We start from the raw sequence: 19,589 nt of genomic DNA on the forward strand, positions 1-19,589 counted from the left end.
GTACGTCCCATCAGCCCTGCGGCACCCGCACCCACCCCTCCATCAGCACCCGCGCGCTGCGGCTCATGACGGCCTTGCGCACGGTCCACTGGCCGTCGGCCTGTTCCGCTTCGGCGCCGACACGCAAGGTGCCGGAAGGGTGGCCGAAAACGACGCTGGTGCGCGCGCCGCCGCCGGCGGCGCGGTTGACCAGGGTGCCGGGCACGGCGGCGGCGGTGGCGATGGCGACCGCGGCGGTGCCCATCATGGCGTGGTGCAGCTTGCCCATCGACAGGGCGCGCACGCACAGGTCGATTTCGGCGGCGGCGATCTGCCGGCCGCTGCTGGCCCGGTAGTCCTGCGGCGGCGCGACGAAGGCGACCTTGGGCGTGTGCTGGCGCCGCGCCGCCTCGGCGAGATCGCGGATCAGGCCCATGCGCAGGGCGCCGTGGGCGCGGATCGCCTCGAAGCGGGCCAGGGCGGCGGCGTCGCCGTTGATGGCCTCCTGCAGTTCGGTGCCGGTGTAGCCCAGGGCGGCGGCGTCGAGGAACACGGTCGGGATGCCGGCGTCGATCAGGGTCGCTTCAAAGGTGCCGACGCCGGGCAACTCGAGCGTGTCGACCAGGTTGCCGGTCGGGAACATGGCGCCGCCCTCGCCTTCGCCCTCGTCGGCCGGGTCGATGAATTCCAGGACGATCTCGGCGGCCGGGAAGGTGACCCCGTCCAGCTCGAAGTCGCCGGTCTCCTGCACCTGGCCGTCGGCGATCGGCACGTGGCAGACGATGGTCTTGCCGATGTTGGCCTGCCAGATGCGCACCGGGAAGCTGCCCTCGCGCGGCAGCCGCGCCGGGTCGATGAGGCCGGCGGCGATCGCGAACGGCCCGACCGCGGTGCTGAGGTTGCCGCAGTTGCCGCTCCAGTCGACGAAGGCGGTGTCGATGGCGACCTGGCCGTACAGGTAGTCGACGTCGTGGCCGGGCCGGGTCGACGGCGACACGATCACGCACTTGCTGGTGCTGCTGGTCGCCCCGCCCATGCCGTCGGTGTGCTTGCCGTAGGGATCGGGCGAACCGATCACGCGCATCAGCAGCGCATCGCGCGCCGGGCCCGGTACGCGTGCGGCCTCGGGCAGGTCGGCCAGGCGAAAGAACACGCCCTTGGAGGTGCCGCCGCGCATGTAGGTGGCGGGGATGCGGATCTGGGGTGGGTGGGGCATGGTCTGGATCCCGTCAGTCGAGGACATCGAATCGATCGGCCACCCGTCGGCAGGCATCGACGGTGTCGAGCACCAGACGCTCGTCGAGATCCTGGTGGCCTTCGTATTCGGAGAGGTTGCGCCTGGCATGGGCATTGTCCAGCACCCGCCAGACCTCGGGACCCAGCCCGAGCGTGTGGGGCAGGACCTGGAAGACCACGTAACGGTGCCGCGCGCGATAGCCCAGCCGGCGCAGCGCCGCCAGGCACAGCGCATGCGCGGCGTTGTACGCCAGGTCGAAGCGGCTCTCGAGCGCCAACGCCGGATTCGCTGCGTCGGCAAGCCGCGCCTTGCCAGAGCGGACCAGGCCGCTGACTTCGGTGTCGTCGGCCGGCTCGGCGACCAGAGGCAGGTGGGGACCCACCAGGTTGTCAAGCGCCGAGGGCATGTTCGGTCCCCACCAGCCAGAGCCTTGGCTGCGCCATCACCCGGGTGATGAAGGCGTTTCCCTGTTCGATCCGTCGGGCCAGCTCGTCGCGGGTGTAGATCGTCGGATGGACATCGCGACCCAGGTCGTGGATCGCCGGGTCCAGCGCGCCCATCACCTCGGCATAACCCAGCGAATCCGAGACCAGCATCAGGTCGATGTCGCTGCTGGCGGTGTCCTCGCCCTTCGCGACCGACCCGTAGACGAAGGCGAAGGCCAGCTTGTCCGCAATCGGCTCGAGCGCATCGCGCAAGGTCTCGGCAAGACCGAAGGTCTTGCGGACGATGGCGACGAGCTCGTCGTGGATAGGGCTGTCGGGATTGGCCCGGAACAGCTTCTGGTTGCCCTGGCGCTCGACCAGCAGCAGGCCGCTGCCGGCAAGCCGGGCCAGCTCGCGCTGCACGGCGCCGCTGCCGGCACCGGTGGCCTGGATCAGTTCGCTGACGCCATAGCGGCGCCCGGGCCGGCCGAACAGGCAGGCAAGAACGCGCTGCCGGGTCTGCGTGAACAGCGCGTCGGACAGGTTGGCCCGCGCGTAGGCCGCTGCCGCTTCGCTGACCCTGGAGACCCGAGGTGTGCCCATATCGGGCACCATACTGCCCAGATTGGGCATTTTCAAGGAGCCCCCCCCTTTACGCCGCCTGCGTCTGCTCCAGGAAATCCTGCGCGAAGCGCTGCAGCACGCCGCCGGCCTCGTAGATGGACACCTCCTCGTCGGAGTCCAGGCGGCAGGTCACCGGCACCTCGACGCGGCTGCCGTCGCGGCGGTTCACGATCAAGGTCAAGGTCGCGCCCGGCGTCGGGGCGCCGGTCACGTCGTAGGTCTCGGTGCCGTCCAGGGCCAGGGTCAGGCGGTCGGTGCCGGGCTGGAACTCCAGCGGCAGCACGCCCATGCCGATGAGGTTGGTGCGGTGGATGCGCTCGAAGCCCTCGGCGACGATCGCCTCGACGCCGGCCAGGCGCACGCCCTTGGCGGCCCAGTCGCGCGAGCTGCCCTGGCCGTAGTCCTTGCCGGCGACGACGATCAGCGGCTGGCCGCGCTCCATGTAGGTCTCGATCGCCTCCCACATGCGCATGACCTGGCCATCCGGCTCGACCCGCGCCAGCGAGCCCTGCCGCAGGCTGCCGTCGGCATCGCGGACCATCTCGTTGAACAGCTTGGGGTTGGCGAAGGTGGCGCGCTGCGCGGTCAGGTGGTCGCCGCGGTGGGTGGCGTAGGAATTGAAGTCCTCCTCGGGCAGGCCCATCTTCGCCAGGTACTCGCCGGCGGCGGAGTCCAGGACGATGGCGTTGGACGGCGACAGGTGGTCGGTGGTGATGTTGTCGCCCAGGATCGCCAGCGGCCGCATGCCGCTGAGGGTGCGCGGCTTCGCCAGCGCGCCCTCCCAGTACGGCGGGCGGCGGATGTAGGTGCTCTGCGGCCGCCAGTCGTAAAGCGGCTCGACCTTCGGGCCGTGCTCGACCGCGACATTGAACATCGGGCCATAGACGCGGCGGAACTGCTCGGGCTTCACCGCCGACTTCACCAGGGCGTCGATCTCCGCGTCGGACGGCCACAGGTCCTTGAGCGTGACCGGCTGGCCGTCGGCGTCGACGCCGAGCGCGTCCTTCTCGATGTCGAAGCGGATGGTGCCGGCGATCGCATAGGCCACCACCAGCGGCGGCGAGGCCAGGAAGGCCTGCTTGGCCTGGGGGTGGATGCGGCCGTCGAAATTGCGGTTGCCGCTGAGCACCGCCACCGCGTACAGGTCGCGCTCGGCGATCTCCTGCTGGATCTTCGGATCCAGCGCGCCGCTCATGCCGTTGCAGGTAGTGCAGGCGAAGCCGACGATGCCGAAGCCCAGCTTCTCCAGGTCGGGCAGCAAGCCGGCTTCCTCCAGGTACAGCTGGACGGCGCGCGAGCCGGGCGCCAGCGAGGTCTTCACCCAGGGTTGGCGCGCCAGGCCGCGCTGCACCGCGTTGCGCGCCAGCAGGCCGGCGGCGATCACGTTGCGCGGGTTGGAGGTGTTGGTGCACGAGGTGATCGCGGCGATGATCACCGCGCCGTCCGGCATCAGGCCCTGCGCCTGCGGCGCACGCGCCGCGGCCAGGTCGCCGGCGATGCCGCGCGCGGCCAGCTCGCTGGTGGCGACGCGGGCATGCGGGTTGGACGGGCCGGCCATGGTCCGCACCACGGCCGAGAGGTCGAAGCGCAGGGTGCGCTCGTAGCGGGCCTGGGCCAGGTCGTCGGCCCACAGGCCGGCGGCCTTCGCATAGGTCTCGACCAGGGCGACCTGGTCGTCGTCGCGGCCGGTCAGGCGCAGGTAGTCCAGGGTGTTGCCGTCGATGAAGAACATCGCGGCGGTGGCACCGTACTCGGGCGCCATGTTGGCGATGGTCGCGCGGTCGCCGACGCCCAGCGCCGCTGCGCCTTCGCCACGGAATTCCAGCCAGGCGCCGACCACCTTCTGGGCGCGCAGGAACTGGGTCAGCGACAGCACGATGTCGGTGGCGGTGATGCCGGGCGCCGGCCGGCCTTCCAGCTCGACCGCGACGATCTCGGGGAGGCGCAGCCAGGAGGCGCGGCCGAGCATGACGTTCTCGGCCTCCAGGCCGCCGACGCCGATGGCGATCACGCCCAGGGCGTCGACGTGCGGGGTGTGGCTGTCGGTGCCCACGCAGGTGTCCGGGAAGGCGACGCCGTCGTGCACGTAGACCACTGGCGACATCTTCTCCAGGTTGATCTGGTGCATGATCCCGTTGCCCGGGGGGATGACGTCGACATTGCGGAAGGCGCGCTTGGTCCAGTCGATGAAGTGGAAGCGGTCCTCGTTGCGGCGGTCCTCGATGGCGCGGTTCTTCTCGAAGGCCTGCGGGTCGTAGCCGCCGCACTCCACGGCCAGCGAGTGGTCGACGATCAGCTGCACCGGCACCACCGGGTTGACCTGGGCGGGGTCGCCGCCCTGCGCGGCGATGGCATCGCGCAGGCCGGCCAGGTCGACCAGGGCGGTCTGGCCGAGGATGTCGTGGCAGACCACGCGCGCCGGGAACCAGGGGAAATCGGTGTCGCGGCGGCGTTCGACGATCTGCGCGAGGAACTCGTCCAGGCGCTGCGGGTCGGCGCGGCGCACCAGGTTCTCGGCCAGCACGCGGGAGACGTAGGGCAGCCCGTCCCAGGCGCCGGGCGCCAGCGCCTCGACCGCCTCGCGGGCGTCGTACCAGTGCAGGGACGTGCCGGGCAGGGGCTTGCGGTGCTTGGCGTTCATGGCGTGCGGATGCGGCTTCGGGCGGGCCGCCGATTATCCCGCATCGCCGTGGCGGGCGTGGCCGCAGGCGCCGGATCGGCCGGATGCGCGCCGCAAACGGGCGTTCCGTGCGGGGACGGCACGCGGTTCCGGGCGGTCTGTCGCGCTGCCCCAACAGCCCTCTCCCCCGGCCCCTCCCCCGCACGCGGGGGAGGGGAGAAGTGCGGCGCCACCGCCAGGGCGTGGCGTCCAATTCGCCATGGCGTGGCGTCCATGGCGTCTGGTTCGCCATCGCCTGGCGTCCGATTCTGATGCACCCCTGCAGTACAAGCGGCTGCGGCGCCAGGTCGGACCCAGGCAGGTCGCCTACCCTGCCCGCTCGCCAGCCCCTTGGCTTGGGACAGGCCCATGCACCTCGGCAGGTCCTCGCACCTCGACAGGTCCTCGCACCCCGACAGGCCCATGCACCCCGACAGGCCCATGCACCCCGACAGGCCCATGCACCTCGACAAGCCCACGCACCTCGATAAGCCCATGCACCCCGACAGGCCCCTTGCACCCCGACAGGCCCATGCACCCCGACAGGCCCATGCACCTCGACAAGCCCATGCACCTCGACAAGCCCATGCACCTCGACAGGCCCATGCACCTCGACAGGTCCTTGCACCTCGACCGGGCCGTGCCTCCCGACGGGTCCTTGCACCTCGACAGGACCGTGCCTCCCTCCGGGCTCTTGAGCCTCGAAAGGCCCAGGCTTCCCTACAGGCCCGTGCAGCTCGCCAGCCCAGGGCATTTCGACGACCCACCGGACCACTGCGTGGCACCCGACTGCCGTGCATTCCGCCGAGACACCTCAATTCTCCCCTCCCCCGCCTGCGGGGGAGGGGCGGGGGAGAGGGCAGGCCAGACTTGCCGGGCGGCCGGTCAGGCGCAATGGCAAGTACGCTTGTGCCGGCTATGCGGCTTTTGGCGTCGCGTCGCGTGGCCCGGCCCGGGCGGAGACGATCGGTCCGGCTGGCGCCCTCGGCGGAGCGCCGCACGGGCGATTCGCGGAACGAACCGGACAGTCGTTCCTCATCCGATCGCCGTGGCCGCTCGCCGCCCGGGCCGCGCCGCGGTCAGGGCGTGCGGCCGTGGTGGCGGGCGATGGTGGCCTCGTCCAGGCGCAGGAAGCGGGCGGCGTTGTCGTAGAGGATGGCGCGCCGGGCCGCTTCGTCGAGGTACGGCGCATTCTCGATCGCCTCGATGGCGTGCTCGATGGTGTCGGGCCAGACCATCTGGTCGGAACCGAACATCACCCGGTCGACGAAGCCGCCCTCGACGATGCGCTGCAGATAACGATGGAAGTGTGCGCGCGGCAGCCCGTAGGCCAGGATCGCGATGTCCACGTACACCTGGGGGTGGCCGTAGAGCAGGGTGAGCAGGTCGTCCAGCATCGGGAAGCCGGCGTGCATCACGTAGACGCGCAGGCGCGGGTGCCTGACCAGCACCTCCTCCAGGGCCAGGACGCTGCTCATGCGACCGCGGTAGGCGGGCGAGTTCAGGTAGGCGACGCCCGGCGGGCCGACGCCGATGTGGATGCCGACCGGGATGTCCAGCTCCTCGGCCAGCGCCCAGTAGGGCGCCAGCCGCGCATCGTCGGGCGCCATGCCCACGTACTGCACGGCCACTTCGCCCAGCACCGCCAGCTCGCCGTCGGCATGCAGGGCGCGCAGGGCCTCGAGGTCGGGCTCGTCGCTGCCCAGGCTGATCAGGGTCACGCCCGGAATCAGGCGGTCCGGCGCCGCTTCGCGCCAGGTCCGCACCAGCGCGGGCGGACCGCTGACCACGGCGTGGATGTTGCGCCGCTCCAGCACGGCCAGGCTGCGCTGCATCAACTCGTCGGCGTCGGCTGCGGAATGCTCCTTGCGGGCGCAACCACCCAGCCAGGCACCGAACGACGCGACAAAGGGGCCGGCGGGATCGTGGGCGGGCATCCGCTCGGGGGTCACGCAGATCGGCATCGGGGCAGGCAGGAATGTCGCCGGATCGAAGGCGTGCAGGTGGACGTCGAGGATCGGCGGCGGTGTTTCCGCCGACAGGCCCGGGGGCACGATGGCCAGGACGGCGGACAGCAGGACGGAACGGTTCATGACGCGGGACTCCCTGGATGGTAACGGGACCGGAAGATCCCGCGTACCATCGCAGTTACGGGAAATCCCGGCCCGACAGGCCACGGCCTTTCGGCGCAGTCAGGGGCGGGCCGCCCTGGTCGCGTCCAGGTCCTGCGGCGGGCAATGGCAGGGGCCCGCGGGGCGCGCCGAGCGGCACGGCTGCGGACCCGACACCCCACCCTGGAAAACCGCTCGGACCCTCCCCGATGAAGCTGTTCCGTCGCATCCTGCGCATCGTGCTGTGGCTGCTGGCCGCCCTGGTGGCGGGCTCGCTGCTGTCGCTGTACGCCTATGGCCGGTTCGCGGAACGGGCGCGCGGCGAGGAAGGCCATGCCCTGGCCCCGGTCGCCGGCCAGACCGCCATCGACCGCTGGGTCGAGCCGCTGCTGGCGGCGCAGGGCCAGCGCAGCGGCCTGGCCCTGCAGATGGACAACGTCGACGCCTTCGCCGCCCGGGCGTTGAGCGCACGGGCCGCAGGACGCAGCCTGGACCTGATGTACTACCTGTGGCACGACGACCTGTCCGGCCGCCTGCTGCTGGCCGAGGTGCTGGCCGCCGCCGACCGCGGCGTCCGCGTGCGCATGCTGCTCGACGACATCAACGCCCACGGCAAGGACGCGGTGCTGCGCGTGCTCGACACCCACCCGCAGGTCGAGGTGCGGATGTTCAACCCCAGCCGCAACCGCGGCACCGGCATCCGCCGCGCCGTCGAGCTGCTGACCCGCGCGATCAGCCTGAATCGGCGCATGCACAACAAGGCCTGGATCGCCGACAACCGCATCGCCCTGGTCGGCGGCCGCAACGTCGGCGACGAATACTTCGACGCCGCCGCCGGCATGAACTTCCTGGACGCGGACCTGGCCCTGGTCGGACCGGTGGTGGACGACACCTCGGCGATCTTCGACCGCTTCTGGAACAGCGAGATGGTGATCCCGATCGCGGCGCTGGCGAAGCGGCCGGGCCGCGATCTCGACGACCTCCGCGCCCGCCTGGCGCATGCGGCCGCCAGCGATGGCGGCCGGGCCTTCCTCGACCACGTGGCCACCAGCAACGGCATCGACGATTCCTTGCGCGGTGCCGGGGGGATCTGCTGGAGCGACCAGGTCGCGGTCGTCTCCGATCCCGCCGACAAGGCCACCGACAACGACCCGGCCGGCTGGCTGATCACGCCGGTGGTCGCCGCCATCGAGCGGGTGCAGCGCGACCTGCGCCTGATGTCGCCCTATTTCGTGCCCGGCGAGGAGGGCCTGGCCTGGCTGCTGCGGCTGCGCGAGCGCGGCGTGCGGATCGCGGTGGCGACCAACTCGCTGGCCGCCACCGACGTGGTCGCCGTGCACGGTGGCTATGCGCCCTACCGTCCCGCGCTGCTGCGCGCCGGCGTCGAGCTGTACGAGCTGATGGCCACCGGCCCGGTGGATGCCGGCGTGTTCGGCTCCAGCGGCGCCAGCCTGCACACCAAGGCGTTCACCGTCGACGACGCCCTGGGTTTCGTCGGTTCGCTCAACTTCGACCCGCGCTCGATCAACCTCAACACCGAAATGGGCGTGCTGTTCGCCTGCCCGGACCTGGTCGCCGCCCTTCAGACGGCGTTCGACGGCAAGATCGACGCCGAGGCCAGCTACCGCCTGTGGCTGGAGGGCGATTCCCTGCGCTGGGAGGACCGCCGCAACCAGCCGCCGCGACAGTGGACGCGCGAGCCGGAAGCCTCGGCCTGGCGGCGCGGCCTGGCGCGGGTGGTGTCCTGGCTGCCGATCGAATCCCAGCTCTGAACGGGTAGGGGTCGGCGGGCGACCTCAGAACTTAACCATCGCCACGAAGGCGCCGAAGTCGTCGTTGGCCGGCTGGCCCTCGTACTCGCGGCTGCGCATCACGTGGGTATAGCTCAGGCGCAGGCGCGGCCAATCCAGCACGACACCGGCCTGCAGGTCGCCGACGAACGGCCGCCTGTCGACACTGGGGCCGCTGCGGAACGTGTTGCCGTCCAGGAACAGGTTGCGCGCCACCGCGCGTCCCTCGACGCCGGCGAACAGGTACCAGCCGAAATCCTCGCCGGGCGAGAAGTCGCCGCTGCCCGGCAGACCGGGCTGCACCCGCGGCGGCCCGAAGTCCGCCGGCAGGCGGTTGCCCCAGCGCACGGTGGCGCCGGCATTGCCATAGGTGAATACGTTGCCCAGCGCCGCGCCGACGTGCGGCGTCAGGTCGATCGTGGTCGGCCCCAGGTCGGCCGAGGCCAGCGAGCGCCAGCTGCGCAGCCAGGTCAGCACCAGGCCCGGCTCGTTGCGCAGCTGGCTGTCCCAGCCGCGCGGCGTGTCTGAGCCGATCAGGCGGTGCACGAAGCGCTGGCTCTGCTCGGCCATCGAGGCCGGTCCGACCACGCCGCCGGTGATACCGACCTGGTCCAGGCGCCGGCCGCTGACCTGGGCCATGGCCACGCTCAGGTACAGCCAGCCGGCGTAGGGTCGCTCGCCGGCCGGCGGCTCGACCAGGGTGATGTCCGAGGGTGTGAACATGCTGTGGCCCAGCGCCCAGCCCCAGCGGGGACTGCCCTGGTCCGGAAAGCCGGGCACCGCGCGCGCCAGGCGCACCGCCCACGGCGGCGGCCGGCTGTCCGGGCCGGCCGCCCAGACCATGCGCAGGCCGTTGGTGTAGTGCTGGTCGGTGTCGGCGAACAGGTCGTTTTCGACGATGAAGCTGAAGGTGCCGGCGCGGGCCGGCGCAACGGCAAGCAGGCCGGCCAGCAGCAGGAGGACAAGAGCGCGTTTCATGGGGTCTCGCAGGGTGCGGTCCGGGCGCCATTGTGGCGGCGGACCCGGCGGACTGGGAGCGCGCCGGCTTGCCCGGATCAGCCGGCGGTCAGCGCGACAAGCGCGTCGCGCGCGGCGATCCATTCCTCGTCTGCCGGCTCGACCGCAACCCGCACGCGGCTGCCCGGCGTGGAGATCACCGGCGCGTTGGCGGCGTTGGCGGCACTGTCGAGTGCGATGCCGAGGAAGCCGAGGTCCGCGCAGATGCGTTCGCGCAGCGGCGCGCTGTGCTCGCCGATGCCGGCGGTGAACACCAGCAGATCGAGCCCGCCCAGCACCGCCACCAGGGCGCCGGCCTCGCGCACCACGCGGCGCACGAACAGCGCCAGGGCCAGACGGGCATCCTCGTCCGTGGCTTCCACCGCCAGCAGGTCGCGCGGATCGGCCGAGCGCCCGGACACGCCGAGCAGGCCGGAGCGGTTGTAGAGCAGGTCGCCGACCTGGGCCAGGTCGAGCCCTTCGATCTGCATCAGGTAGAGCAGCGCGCCGGGGTCGAGGCTGCCGCAGCGGGTGCCCATCATCAGGCCGTCCAGGGCCGAGAAGCCCATGGTGGTGGCGACGCTGCGCAGTTCGTGCAAGGCGCACAGGCTGGCACCGCTGCCCAGGTGCGCGACCAGCACCCGCTGCCGGGCCAGGTCGCCGTGGCGCTCCGGCAGCACGTGCGCCTGCCAGGCATAGGACAGGCCATGGAAACCGTAGCGGCGCAGGCCGCGCGCCCACATCTCCCGCGGCAGCGGCAGCTGTTGCTCGACGCGCGGCAGGGTGTGGTGGAAGGCGGTGTCGAAGCAGGCCACCTGGGGCAGGCCGGGGCGCCCGTCCAGCCAGCGCTCGATCGCGTCCAGCGCGAACGGCTGGTGCAGCGGCGCCAGCGGCACCAGCCGGCGCAGGGTCGCCAGCACCTCCCGATCCACCGCCACCGGGGCCCGGAAGCGGTCGCCGCCGTGCACCACCCGGTGCGCCACCAGGCGCAGGCGGCGCGGGTCCAGGCGCGTGTCCAGGCCGGCCCGGATCGCGTCCATCGCGGCGTGGTGGGGGTGGCTGGCAGCCGGCGCCAGCGGCGTGGGCGCCTCGCCGTCGAACACCAGCCGACCCGACGGCGTGCCGATCCCGATGGCGCGCCCGGACAGCGCCGGCCTGGCGGCGGGGCGGTCCTGGTCGATCCCGAACAGCGCGAACTTGATGCTGGACGAACCGCTGTTGAGCACCAGCACCTGGTCCGCCGCCGGGCTCACGGCGGTGCGCTCCGGTAGTGGTGGGCCAGCATCACCGCGATCGCGCACGAGGCCAGTCGGGCATCCGGGCCGTCGGCACGGCTGGTCAGCACCACCGGCACCCGGGCGCCGAGCACGATGCCGGCGCTGTCGGCGCCGGCCAGGTACTCGAGCTGCTTGGCCAGCATGTTGCCGCTCTCGAGGTCGGGCACCACCAGGATGTCGGCCTGGCCGGCGACCTCGGAGGCGATGCCCTTGATCCGGGCCGCCGCCACCGACACCGCGTTGTCGAAGGCCAGCGGACCGTCGAGCACGGCGCCGGCGATCTGGCCGCGATCGGCCATCTTGCACAGGGCGGCGGCGTCCAGGGTGGCCGGCATGGTGGCGCTGACGGTCTCCACCGCCGCCAGGATCGCCACCTTCGGCCGCGCCACGCCGACCACCTGGGCCAGTTCGATGGCGTTGCGGACGATGTCGGCCTTGTGCGCCAGGGTCGGCGCGATGTTGATCGCCGCGTCGGTGATGATGAACGGCCGCGGGTAGGCCGGCACCTGCATCAGGAAGCAGTGGCTGGCCCGGCGCTTGGTGCGCAGGCCGGCCTCGGCCGCCAGCACCGCGGCCATCAGCTCGTCGGTGTGCAGGCTGCCCTTGACCAGCGCCTCGACCTCGCCACGGCCGGCCAGTTCGGCGGCGCGGGCGGCGGCGGCGTGGCTGTGCGGCGCGTCCTCGACCGCAATGCCGGCCAGGTCCAGGCCTTCGGCAGCCGCAATCGCGGCGATCCGGGTCGCCGGACCGACCAGCACCGGCAGCGCCAGCCCGGCATCGCGGGCCTGGACCGCGGCGGCCAGGCTGAGCGCGTCGCAGGGATGCACGAAGGCCATGCGGATGGCGCCCAGCGGGCGCGCCAGCAGGTGCAGGCGGTCGATGCTGCTGCCCGACGACAACCGCACCTCGGGCAGGGTCGCGCGGGGCCGCTCGATGCGACGGTCCGGGGCCTGCACCTCGAGATCGCCGGTGACGACGCTTGCGCCCTCCTGGTCCCGGACCGTGCAGGACAGGGTCAGGGACCCGGCACCGGCATCGCGGGCGACCACCTCGATTTCCATGCGCAGGCTGTCGCCGACGCGCGGTGGCCGGTCGTAGCGCAGGCGCTGCGACAACAGGCGCGCGCCGGGACCGGGCAGCCGGGTGCCGACCAGTGCCGCCAGCAGGCCCGCCGCGAACAGGCCCTGGGCGACCGCGGCATGCGGGGGGCAGCTGCCTTCCTGCTCCGGGCAGGGCGCACCGGCATCGCCGGCGAGCACGGCCAGCAGTTGCATGTCCTGGTGGGTGAGGGTGCGCTGCATGCTGGCGCGGTCGCCCACCGCGATCTCGTCGAAGGTGCGGTTTCGCACCAGGTCGGCAGCGCCCTCGGCGGGCGCCGGACTTGCGTCGCTCATCGCTGATCCTTGTCGTGGCGGAGGGCGGCCGCGCTGGTCCCCGGCGGCCTGCCCGAGTTTTAGCAGAACCGGCCGGGGCGGGCAGGACCGGCCGCTACAATCGCGGCATGGACATCTTCAAGGTCTTCACCCTGGAGGCGGCGCACCGCCTGCCGAACGTGCCGCCAGGCCACAAATGCGCCCGCCTGCACGGCCACTCGTTCCGGGTCGAGGTGCACGTCGCCGGCCCGGTCGGCGCCGATTCCGGCTGGGTGATGGACTTCGCCGACATCAAGGACGCCTTCGCGCCCCTTTACGACCAGCTCGACCACCACTACCTCAACGACGTGGAAGGCCTGGACAACCCGACCAGCGAGAACCTGGCGCGCTGGATCTGGGACCGCCTGCGCCCGCGCCTGCCGGGGTTGGCGCGGATCGTCGTCCACGAGACCTGCACGTCCGGCGCCAGCTACGACGGCGCCTGACCGCCCCCTGGGGGGACGGCCCTCCGGCCCCTGTGCGGCCCGACCCCTGGGTGCCGCCGCGAGCGGAAGACCCAGGGCTGCTGCAACGGTGTCCTTGCCGCCGGCCGGCCCGGTCTCGTCGCCGCTTTGTTGCGGCGCCACATCCGCCAGGTCGGGCCAAGCCGATGAAAACTAAACGATCGCTGTCTGGCCTGGGATTTTTCGACTGCCCAATGTTGCGCTGCACAATAAGCGCTGCTAAGGTGGCGTCCATCAGTCACCAACCGCCCCGGAGGGCATGACCATGATCGAGCAGATGAATGCGCAGTGGATGAACCTCGGCAAGCGTTTCGCCGACACCGCGATCAAGGCCCACGGCCTGGCCGTCGAGGGCTTCGAGAAGACCCTGAACCTGAACCTGAAGGCCGTCGAGGACCGCGTCGAGGCGACCGTCGGCTTCATCAACGATGCCACCGCCGCCCGCGATTTCGAGGGCGTCAAGGCGCTGTTCCCGAAGGGCCTGAACCTGGCCAAGGAGTCCGCCGAGAAGTTCGTGGCCGTCGGCCAGGAGCTGGTCGCCGTGACCCTGAAGACCAACGAGTCGATCGGCGCCCTGTACGCCAACGACGTCCAGCTGGCCACCGAGACCTTCGAGTCGCAGGCCAAGGACGTGTCGGCCAAGGTCCGCAAGACCGTCAAGTAAGCACCACAAGACAGACACTCTCCAACATTGGCGCGCGGTCCGGGAACCTCCCTCCCGGCGGTCGCCGCCCTTTCAAGGCCGGTCCGGTCCCCCGGGCCGGCCTTTTCTTTGGTCGCCGCGCCGGCTGCGCGCCGTCATCGGGCGGCAATCAACCGGACATGCGCTCGTGATCAGCGGACGCCACACTGCCCTCCGTCGCGACGGATGGGGCCATGGCCGCGCTGGATGTCCGCACCGTGTTCATCTCCGACCTGCACCTGGGTACGCCGGGTTGCCAGGCCGACTTCCTGATCGACTTCCTCGCCGCGGTGCGCTGCCGCCAGCTCTACCTGGTCGGCGACATCGTCGACCTCGATGCCCTGCGGCAACGGCCCTGGTGGCCGGCTTCGCACGCCCGGGTGCTGGCGCGCCTGGTCGAACTGGCGGGCGGCCCGACCCGGGTCACTTACATCCCTGGCAACCACGATGCGGCGCTGCGCGGCCTGGCGGGCAGCACCCTGGCCGGCATCGAGGTCCGCCTGCACGCCCTGCACCGCACCGCCGACGGCCGTCGCCTGCGGGTCGCCCACGGCGACGAATTCGACCCGGAGGGCATCGGCCGCACCTGGCTGCTGCGTCTTGGCGATCGCGCCTACCAGGCGCTGGTCTGGGCGACGCGGAAGCTGAACGCCCTGCGCCGGCGTGCCGGCAGGCCCTGGCTGCCGCTGTCGGTGATGGCGAAGTCGCGGATCGGCCGGGCGCTGGCCTACATCGCCCGCTACGAGTCGCTGGTGCTCGATCGCGCCCGGCGCGACCGGCTGGATGGCCATGTCTGCGGCCACATCCACATGGGTGCCGCGCGTTGCGAGGATGGCCTGCTGTACCTCAACGACGGCGACTGGGTGGAGCATTGCACCGCCCTGGTCGAACACCACGACGGCACCCTGGAGCTGCTGCACTGGGGCGACCGTCGCACCAGCCTGGCGCGGATTCCGCCGCGCAGCCGCGAGACCCCCGGCGACGTTCCGGCCTGGCCGGCGGCGGACGGGCTGGGCATCCGCTGACCCTGCCTCATCGCGGCACGGGGACGAGCGGCGACCGGGTTGCCGGGGTCAGGGCACCGGCCTGGCCAGGCCGGTGAACTCGTCGCGATAGGGCACCAGGTACGCCGGCGTATCCCGCTCGACGCCCGCCAACGCCGCCAGGGCGTCGTCCTGCCATCGCCCGGGATCCCGTCGGGCCGCCCGCGCCAGCAGTCGGGCGTGGTGCAGGGCCAGAACCCGGTTGTCGGGATGGTTGCTGCGCACGGCCCCGACACGCACCAGCTCCGCTTCCAGGATGTCGTCCCCGAGATCGCCCGGTTCGGCGCTTGCCACCAGGTCGGCCAGTTGCGCGGCCGCCGCGGCGCGGTCCCGGGGATGGCTCAAGGCCCGCCCAAGCAGCGCCCGGGCACCGAGCAGACCGGCACGGGCGGGTTCGCCATCGCGGCGGCGATCACGGGTCTCCAGCAGCCGAAGCGCACCTGCCTGCACGGTCAGCCCGAGGTCGGACGGGTCGGTCTCCAGATCCGGAAAGCCGGCCCTGGCACGCTCCAGCACCTCGGTGGCGCGGTCGCCCCGCTGCAGGCGGTGGCGCGCCAGGGTGAGCTGCACGCTGAGGCGGTTGAATCGGGTGCTGCGCCGTCCCGGATCGACGGCAAGGACCCGGTCGTAGTAGTCCTCCGCGAGGCCCAGGTCGGTATCGGCCGGAACGCCGGTGGCGACCAGGTACTGGCCGCGTGTCCAATGTGCGAAGGCGAGGCGTTGGAGGATGCGCAGGTCATCCGGTTGCCGCAGCAGCGCCGGATCGAGCAGGGTGATGGCACGCGACAGGTGCTCGCCGGGCGGCTGTCCACGGTGGTAGCGCTCGTTGCCCCACCACACCAGGATTTCCGCCAGGCGCAGCCGGGTGGCCAGGCCATCGTGAAGGAGCAGCGCCTGTTCCAGCGATGCGGCGGCACGACCGAAGCCGGTGTCCGGATCGCCGCCGCCATGGATGGCCTGCACCTGCTGCGCCGTACCCAGTTCGACCCAAAGCGCGGGATCGGCCGGGAACGCCTCGACGGCAGCCGCCAGGACCGTCTCGGCCTCGAGCAGCAGGCCATCACCCTCTTCACCGCGGTTGCGGTGGTACTCGCTGGCGCTGACCAGCGCCTGGCCAAGCGCCAGCCAGGCCTCGCCGCGCCGGCTCCGCTCGGCATCGACGCGCACGCGGGCCAAGGCGACGGCGGGATCGAGGTCGAGCATGACCCTGCGCCGCGCAAGCGCACCGTAGGCCAGCGCACTGGCCGCGGGCAGGGCCGGATCGCCACTGTCCCGGGCGATCGCCAGATCGCAGACCTCGATCCCCTCGCCAGGCGGGTCGACGCTGCCGAGCCGGCTCGCCAGGCGCAGCTCCAGCGTCGCCAGCCGACAGCGGCCCAGATGGGCGGCGGGCAGGCTTCGGGCGGTTTCGATGAGGTCGTCGAAGGCGAGGCGGGCGTCCACCAGGTCGCGGTGGGTCTGTTCGGGTTCCGCCTCGTCCAGCCCGGCCAGGGCATGGTCGAGGCGCAGTTGCGCGGCAAGCAGCTCGGCATCAAGCGAAGGCTCGTCGATCGCGGCCAGCAGGGCCTGGGCGTGTTCGCGCTGGTCGTCGTGGTAGGCGAGCAGAGCCTCGGCGATGCGTGCCTCGGCACCGACGCCGCTGCGGGCCTGCTGGAACAGCGCCAGGGCCGGCCGCAGCTCGTCGTCGCGCGCCCGTTCCCCGAGGGTCAGCCTGAGGTCGGGGTCGGCGATCGCGACCAGGGAAGCGAGCCGGTCCGCGTAGGCGCGTTCGCGGACCCGGCCGAATACCGCCGCCAGGCCCGCGCTGCGCGGTCCTGCGTGCCAGGCGTCGGCGAGCACGCTCGCGGCGCCTTCCAGATCGCCGAGTGCGAACAGCGCGCGGCCGAGCGCTTCGGTAGCGGCGACGCGGACGCCATGCGAGGTGCTGGTGAGCGCGTGTCGAAGCGTCGCCAGGCGCTGCTGTTGACGGGCCCGGTGCAGGGCGAGGTCCTGCGCTGGCCGCATGGCCGCCAGTTCCAGATCGCGTGCGATCGCCATCGCCGTGGTTGCGTAGTCCTGGGCCAGGCGTGCCGAGCGTGCGCTTTCGATGCGCCCGTGCAGCCCGACACCCGCCGCGGCCAGGGGCAGGGCGGCGGCCAGCGCCCATGCCACCGCACGCGCCGGGCTGCGTCGCAACCAACGGCGAACGCGGGCCGGCAGATGATCCGGTCGCGCAGAGACGGGACGACCGTCGAGCCAGGCGGCCAGGTCCTCGTACAGCGCACGGGCGGTGTCGTAGCGGTGCCGGCGGTCCTTGTCCAGGCACTGCATGACGATGCGCGACAAGGGGACGGGCACGCGCGGATCGAGCCGATGCGGCGCCGGTGGATCGTGCCGCAGCAGTCGCACCACGGTGGCTGCGACCGATTCGGCCGCGAACGGCGACCGCCCGGTGATCAGCTCGTAAAGAACCACGCCCAGGCTGAAGACGTCGCAACGCCGGTCGAGGGCACCGTCGCCGGCTGCCTGCTCCGGCGCGAGATAGCCCGGCGTGCCGAGGAATTCGCCGGCCAGGGTGAGGTTGCCGGGCGCCTCGTCCAGCACCAGGCCGAAATCGACGACGTACGGCTTGAGCGCGCCGTCGGCCGTGGTCTCGACCAGGATGTTGGCCGGTTTGAGGTCCCGATGGACCAGGCCGGCGCGATGCGCGGTGTGCACGGCGTCGATCACCGGCAGCATCAGGGCGACGCGGGCCTCCAGGGTCAGGCCGATGGCGGCCCGGTCCAGCGGCACGCCCTCGATCAGCTGCATGGCGATGTAGGGCAGCCCCTCCTGCTCGCCACTGCCGTACACGCGTGCGATGTTCGGGTGGTCCAGGCGGGCCAGGGCGGCCGCTTCGCGGCGCATCCGGGCGGCGAGCGCAGGGGTCGACACATGCAGCAGCTTCAACGCGACATCGTGGCCGAGCTCGGCATCGAACGCGCGCAGCACCCGACCGGTGCCACCCTGCCCGATCGCCACGGCCGAGTGGAAGCGCATGGTCATGAAGCCCCCGGCCGCTGGCCGATTCAGTCGAAGCCGCACCCTCCATGCGCGCCCCGACGGCGGTTGACTGATCCGGCGTGCAGTCCGTCGGTGGTCTGCCTGCGGTCCCGGCCGACGGATGTCCGGGGACCGGAGCGATAGTATAGGTCCGCATCTGCGCGCCGCCCGGAGGAGCTGCCGCCATGGCCATTCGGCTGATCGCCCGGATCGGGGTCCGCGAGCTTCGCCACGTCCTGGTCGCCGGCGAGGCCTTGCTCGGCACCGATCCGGACTGCGACTTCGTCCTGGGCGAACCCACGGTCTCGCGCCGCCATGCCCGCGTGGTGCTGGCCGACGAGGGCGACGGCGAGAGCGTGACGGTGCTCGACCTTGATTCCCGCAACGGTGTCGAGGTCGATGGTCGACGCGTCGTCGAAGCGCAGGGGCTGCGGCCCGGCCGACACTTTCGCCTGGGCGACGTCGAGGTCCGCATCGAAAGCGCCGCCGCCGGCGATGCACGGATCGCCGCGCCGGCCATGGCACGCGAACACGCCCCGGCGCCGCCTGCGGCCGACACCATCGCCACCGGACCGCTGCAGGGCTTCCTGGTCTCCGCCCTGCCGGAACTGCTCGGCCTGGCCGCGGCCGGAACCTCGCAGAGCGAACTGGCCTCGCGGGCAGCGATCGCCCTGGTCGCGCACGGCTGCCCGTCAGTGCAGATCCGGCGCGCCCGGTCCGGCGTGCTGGCGCGCGCCGGAGAGAACGTTGACGGCGCATGCAGCTGCCGGCGCGACGCGCTGGTCATCCTTTTCGCCACCTCGGACCGACATGGCGAAGCAAGCCTCCGGCCCATGGTCGAACTCGTCGCCGACCTGCTGGAGCTGGCGCTTCGCTCCGCACGACAGCCGGCGCAGGCGGTCGAGGCCCGGCCCGCCCAGGAAGCGGCACCGTCGCCGGCCAGCGTCGATCCGGTGCTGCGCGACCTGTACCGGCAGGCGGCCGTCGTCGCACGCTCGCGGCTCACGGTGCTGATCGAGGGAGAATCCGGCACCGGCAAGGAGCTGTTCGCGCGCTACCTGCACGCGGCGGCGGGGCTTGCCGCGGACCGCTTCGTCGCCCTCAACTGCGCCGCTCTGCCACGCGATCTCCTGGATGCCGAGCTGTTCGGCATCGAAGCCGGCGTCGCCACCGGCGTCAGCGCCCGCGCCGGCCGATTCGAACAGGCGCACGACGGCAGCTTGTTCCTCGATGAGATCGCCGACATGGCACCCGACACCCAGGCGCGCCTGCTGCGGGTGCTCCAGGAAGGCGTGGTCTACCGCATCGGTGGAGACAGGCCGCGCCCGGCCCGCGCTCGCGTCATCTCGGCGTGCAATCGCCCGCTCTCGTCCCTGGTCGCAGCCGGCCAGTTCCGTCTGGACCTGTACCACCGGATCACCGACTGGTCGGCGCGGCTGCCGCCGCTGCGCGAACGCGCCGGCGACATCGCCATGCTGGCTGGCCATTTCCTGGAGCGCGAATGCCGGCAGCGCGGCATCAGCCATGCCGGCATCTCGCGCGCCGCGCTGGATGCGTTGGAAAACCATGACTGGCCGGGCAACGTCCGCGAGCTGGAGCGGGAAATGATGCGGATCGGCCTGTTCCTGAACGACGGCGAGGTGGTCGACAGCGGCCTGTTGCGTCCCGAGCTGCGCAGCACCCTGGGCAGCGACGACGGCGACGGCCGGCTCGATCAGCAACTGGCGGGATACGAACGGCGCCTGATACGCACCGCGCTGGCGGCCTGCGAGGGCAATGTCGTGCGCGCAGCCGAACGACTGGGCATCGGGAAATCGACGCTGTACCGGCGCCTGGCCGCGCTCGGCATCGAGTCCTGAGGCGGCACCG

Annotated in this window: 14 protein-coding genes; 5 read left to right on the top strand and 9 right to left on the bottom strand. The window is 72.0% G+C overall.

Features of this window, described 5'->3' with window-relative positions; all coding sequences use genetic code 11:
- Nucleotides 1–10: 10 nt before the first annotated feature.
- From prpF to KF823_09100, 5 genes are all read right to left on the bottom strand, one after another.
- Nucleotides 11–1,195, bottom strand: coding sequence for a 2-methylaconitate cis-trans isomerase PrpF (gene prpF / locus KF823_09080; protein MBX3726058.1), 1,185 nt, complete (start codon nucleotides 1,193–1,195; stop codon nucleotides 11–13).
- A gap of 13 nt (nucleotides 1,196–1,208) precedes the next feature.
- Entirely contained in the window at nucleotides 1,209–1,622 is a 414-nt protein-coding gene (locus KF823_09085; GenBank protein ID MBX3726059.1) for a hypothetical protein, read from the bottom strand.
- Nucleotides 1,606–2,256, bottom strand: coding sequence for a nucleotidyltransferase domain-containing protein (locus tag KF823_09090; protein MBX3726060.1), 651 nt, complete (start codon nucleotides 2,254–2,256; stop codon nucleotides 1,606–1,608). Before KF823_09090 ends, KF823_09085 begins: the two co-directional genes overlap by 17 nt.
- A 37-nt stretch (nucleotides 2,257–2,293) precedes the next feature.
- The gene (gene acnD, locus KF823_09095) at nucleotides 2,294–4,906 is read right to left on the bottom strand and encodes a Fe/S-dependent 2-methylisocitrate dehydratase AcnD (protein ID MBX3726061.1); all 2,613 of its coding nucleotides are present in this window, start codon (nucleotides 4,904–4,906) and stop codon (nucleotides 2,294–2,296) included.
- 1,097 nt (nucleotides 4,907–6,003) lie between these two features.
- Entirely contained in the window at nucleotides 6,004–7,017 is a 1,014-nt protein-coding gene (locus KF823_09100) for an amidohydrolase family protein (GenBank protein ID MBX3726062.1), read from the bottom strand.
- Nucleotides 7,018–7,244: 227 nt separating this feature from the next.
- Here KF823_09100 and KF823_09105 point away from each other — a divergent pair, with 227 nt between their 5' ends.
- Complete coding sequence (locus KF823_09105; GenBank protein MBX3726063.1) at nucleotides 7,245–8,807, top strand: phospholipase D family protein; 1,563 nt, start codon at nucleotides 7,245–7,247, stop codon at nucleotides 8,805–8,807.
- 24 nt (nucleotides 8,808–8,831) lie between these two features.
- Here KF823_09105 and KF823_09110 read toward each other — a convergent pair whose 3' ends face one another.
- The 3 genes from KF823_09110 to KF823_09120 all read right to left on the bottom strand — a co-directional run bounded on the left by KF823_09110 (nucleotide 8,832) and on the right by KF823_09120 (nucleotide 12,492).
- Nucleotides 8,832–9,803: a lipid A deacylase LpxR family protein gene (locus KF823_09110; protein ID MBX3726064.1), complete on the bottom strand. Its 972-nt coding sequence runs from the start codon at nucleotides 9,801–9,803 to the stop codon at nucleotides 8,832–8,834.
- A gap of 77 nt (nucleotides 9,804–9,880) precedes the next feature.
- Nucleotides 9,881–11,074, bottom strand: a complete 1,194-nt coding sequence (locus KF823_09115; GenBank protein ID MBX3726065.1) for an acetate/propionate family kinase — start codon at nucleotides 11,072–11,074, stop codon at nucleotides 9,881–9,883.
- On the bottom strand, nucleotides 11,071–12,492 hold the full coding sequence (locus KF823_09120; GenBank protein MBX3726066.1) for a bifunctional enoyl-CoA hydratase/phosphate acetyltransferase: 1,422 nt from the start codon (nucleotides 12,490–12,492) through the stop codon (nucleotides 11,071–11,073). The genes KF823_09115 and KF823_09120 overlap by 4 nt, the downstream gene beginning before the upstream one ends.
- Nucleotides 12,493–12,599: 107 nt before the next feature.
- Between KF823_09120 and queD the strand changes: the two genes are divergently transcribed.
- The 3 genes from queD to KF823_09135 all read left to right on the top strand — a co-directional run bounded on the left by queD (nucleotide 12,600) and on the right by KF823_09135 (nucleotide 14,681).
- Nucleotides 12,600–12,956, top strand: a complete 357-nt coding sequence (gene queD / locus KF823_09125) for a 6-carboxytetrahydropterin synthase QueD (GenBank protein ID MBX3726067.1) — start codon at nucleotides 12,600–12,602, stop codon at nucleotides 12,954–12,956.
- A 277-nt stretch (nucleotides 12,957–13,233) separates the two neighbouring features.
- Nucleotides 13,234–13,638, top strand: a complete 405-nt coding sequence (locus KF823_09130) for a phasin family protein (protein MBX3726068.1) — start codon at nucleotides 13,234–13,236, stop codon at nucleotides 13,636–13,638.
- A gap of 212 nt (nucleotides 13,639–13,850) precedes the next feature.
- Nucleotides 13,851–14,681, top strand: a complete 831-nt coding sequence (locus KF823_09135) for a UDP-2,3-diacylglucosamine diphosphatase (protein ID MBX3726069.1) — start codon at nucleotides 13,851–13,853, stop codon at nucleotides 14,679–14,681.
- A gap of 48 nt (nucleotides 14,682–14,729) precedes the next feature.
- Here the strand turns inward: KF823_09135 and KF823_09140 are convergent, their stop codons facing one another.
- Nucleotides 14,730–17,723, bottom strand: coding sequence for a protein kinase (locus tag KF823_09140; GenBank protein ID MBX3726070.1), 2,994 nt, complete (start codon nucleotides 17,721–17,723; stop codon nucleotides 14,730–14,732).
- 182 nt (nucleotides 17,724–17,905) lie between these two features.
- On the opposite strand from KF823_09140, the gene KF823_09145 reads away from it, so the two are divergent.
- A complete protein-coding gene (locus tag KF823_09145) occupies nucleotides 17,906–19,579 on the top strand; it encodes a sigma 54-interacting transcriptional regulator (GenBank protein MBX3726071.1) in 1,674 nt (557 codons plus the stop codon).
- Nucleotides 19,580–19,589: the final 10 nt, after the last annotated feature.

The sequence above is a fragment of the Lysobacterales bacterium genome (assembly GCA_019634735.1).
Taxonomy (GTDB): domain Bacteria; phylum Pseudomonadota; class Gammaproteobacteria; order Xanthomonadales; family UBA2363; genus Pseudofulvimonas.